Origin of the sequence: Azospirillum sp. B4 (assembly GCF_000333275.1) — a bacterium.
Classification (GTDB): domain Bacteria; phylum Pseudomonadota; class Alphaproteobacteria; order Azospirillales; family Azospirillaceae; genus Nitrospirillum.
The window spans coordinates 1-2,662 of record NZ_BACU01000080.1 but is presented as its reverse complement, the minus strand read 5'-3'; the positions used below and the strand labels follow the sequence as shown (position 1 = coordinate 2,662).

Here is a 2,662-nt window from a genome sequence, read left to right as displayed (position 1 = left end):
ACCCACCAGCGCTTCGCCACCGTGATCGGCGACAACGTGACGGTGGGCCACATGGCCTGCTGCACGGGCTGCGTCATCGAGGACGGCGCTTTCATCGGCATGAAGGCCTGTGTCATGGACGGCGCCGTGGTCGAGGCGGGCGCCATGGTGGCCGCCGGCGCCCTGGTGACCCCCGGCAAGCGGGTCAAGGCAGGCGAATTGTGGGGTGGTAGCCCGGCGCGTCTCCTGCGCCCCCTCACGGAGCAGGACAAGGCCACGCTGCCCCTGACCGCGCCGCATTATGTCCGTCTTTCCCGGCAGTACCTCGGCGAGATTGGCTGAGCTAGGATGGGTTGCCGGATGGCAGGTTGGGGAGGCCGGGTCTGAAACGGATGACTCCAGCCATGCTCAGGCGACAGGCACGGATAAGAGTACGGCGGCGGGCGCCACCGGCGTAACCAGTCGGCAAGGGGTGGCCGCCTATCGCAAAACCCAGGGGGCGCTGGATGCCGGCGTCATCCAAGCTGCCCAGGCCGCGACGGCGGCGCAGCCCTTGGGGTTGGTCATTTAAGCCCTAGCCCCCAAAGGTGACATCGTCGTCAGGGGGCGCCACCATACCGCAGGGCGCAAATCTTGGAGGCCATGTCAGCCATCACCGCGCCCCCTTGCGCCTTGGCGATGTTTGCCGCCTCGTCGCATTTATGCTGGTCAATCAGGCTATCGACATGATGGGCGACGGCTGTCAGCCGGGCCTTGGTCGCTGCGGTCATGCCGTTTGGTTCGGGCGCGTTCGGATGGTGGGGAGGGTAGTAGGGGGTGAGGTCGAGGGTCGGCTGGGAATACACCGTCACGGGACGGGCCAAGGTCGAGACCGTTCCTCCCCCTGGACCCGCGGCCATCGTGGGTAGCGCCGTCAGGGACATGCCAACCATCGCCACTGCGCCGATGAATTTTTTCATCAGTATCCTCCCCGTCGTCGATCGGAAACCAAAGAGGTGGCTTTCACCAAAAGATTTACAGTTTTAAGTTTGCGCTCCAGGACCGGTTCCGGCAAGCGTCGCGTGACATCATCAAGGCATGAAAAAGCCGGCCCGAAGGGGCCGGCCGCTGTTTGATATGTCGCCTGGTTACCGAACAGGGCCTAGGAAAACAGGTCGATCATGCTGCCCATCAGCTTCTGCGTACCTGTCTGGCCAATGGTCCAGTTCTTCATGGTGGTGATCTGGTCGGTCAGGGCGCTGGAGATGCCGGCGGCGCTGGCGGAGATGCTGGCGGTGCTGGAGGCTGCCGTGACGGTGGTGGTGTAATCCTTGGAGTAGTCGCCGGCGGCGACCTGCACGCCGTAGTTCACCTTCTCCGTCAACTTCACGCCGGTGGCGCGCGACACCTTGATGTTATAGGTGCCGGCATCCAGCGTGGTCTGCCCGTTGATCATGCTGTTGTAGGCGTCAAACAGCTTGCCGGATTTGCTGTCGCTGTCCGCCAGCACCGTGCCCGTCTTGGTCATCACCTGGACGCGGGTCTTCCCCATGTCCAGATGGCCCAGGTTAATGGCACTTTTGCGCGAAAGCTTGAAGCTGAGGTAGTCGGCCTGATCTCCTGACGCCAGGGCGCCGAAGGCGTTCACACGGGTCTGGCCCTTGGTCACGGTGCCGATGTCGGTGGCCGACGCGACGGTGTTGTACTGGGACTTGGAAACAGACTTGGTGAAATTCTGGACAGTGCCGATGGCGTTGGAACTCTGTGCCGTCGCCTGGTTGGACAGCGCGTCGTTCTGGGCCTGCAACTGCGCCTGGATCTGCGCCAGCTGGGCGAACACCGATGCGTTGGAGGCGGCGCCGGCGGTGACGACAGAGGTGCTGCTGCTGGACACGGGAGCCATCCCTACTGCGATGCCCTTGAACCCAAGGGTGGGGGTGAAACCATCAGGCCGAAAAGCCGAAACGGGACCGGCAACCCTGCCGGGCGGATTTGTTCCTGACTACCTTGCAACAGTCTGCAAGAAAGAAACATAAAATGCAAGATATTCCAGGCGGCGACCTTGGGGTGGCGAAATTTTTCGCGCCCGTTTTGGGGCCGCCGGCCGTTTAGATCGATATGTTGAACTTGCCCATCCCACCTGCCGCCATGCCCGGAGCCATGCCAGGCCGCGGCGCGACCGGGGCCGCCGGCGGCGGCGCCACGCCTGGCGCGCGTGATGGCACCGGGGCGCCAGCAGCGGGGGCGCCAGCGGAAACAGCCGGCATGGCCGCTGCTGCCGCGTCGCCGGGGCGCTGGGAAAGGCCGGCCGCGATATTGCGATTGATGTCGATGAGCGAGTTCAATTTGGTGACGTCCAGATCGCCCAACCGCTCGAAGGTCTGGCGGTCGACGATCAGCGACAGCACCAGGATCTTCTCACGCAAGTCCTTGGGCAGGGGGCAGTCGGGCTCCGCCATGGACGATTGGAAGATGGTCCACAGCCGCTGGTTCAAGGACAGGGCCTGGCGCAGGGGCTCCGGATTTTCAGGCGTCTGGGCCGCCAGCATCAGCCGGCGGGCGGCTTCGGTCAAGCCCCAGGCTTCGATGTCACGGGGATTGTCCGACGCGGGACGGTTGGTATATCCGGCCGAAGGCTTCATCAGATCACGTGATCCCTGGCTAACTCGTTTGCTGGCGGCGGGTGCCAGCGCCATCAACAACC

At 63.9% G+C, this 2,662-nt stretch carries 3 protein-coding genes and 1 pseudogene; 1 reads left to right on the top strand and 3 read right to left on the bottom strand.

Annotation, left to right across the window (positions count from 1 at the left end; all coding sequences use genetic code 11):
- Positions 1-321: pseudogene (locus I55_RS03910) on the top strand (gamma carbonic anhydrase family protein); the annotation flags it as partial.
- Between the two features lie 257 nt (positions 322-578).
- On the opposite strand, the gene I55_RS03905 reads toward I55_RS03910, so the two are convergent.
- The 3 genes from I55_RS03905 to flaF form a co-directional block, all read right to left on the bottom strand.
- On the bottom strand, positions 579-938 hold the full coding sequence (locus I55_RS03905) for a hypothetical protein (protein WP_148293557.1): 360 nt from the start codon (positions 936-938) through the stop codon (positions 579-581).
- A 182-nt stretch (positions 939-1,120) separates the two neighbouring features.
- Positions 1,121-1,852, bottom strand: coding sequence for a hypothetical protein (locus I55_RS03900; RefSeq protein WP_148293556.1), 732 nt, complete (start codon positions 1,850-1,852; stop codon positions 1,121-1,123).
- A gap of 214 nt (positions 1,853-2,066) precedes the next feature.
- Positions 2,067-2,662 (bottom strand): flagellar biosynthesis regulator FlaF (flaF, locus tag I55_RS03895; RefSeq protein WP_252181003.1); only part of this gene is annotated, 596 nt, incomplete at its 5' end.

Bases quoted from the DNA above. Each gene is read 5' to 3' on its own strand.
- I55_RS03905 (WP_148293557.1), bottom strand. From the start codon at position 938: ATGAAAAAATTCATCGGCGCAGTGGCGATGGTTGGCATGTCCCTGACG.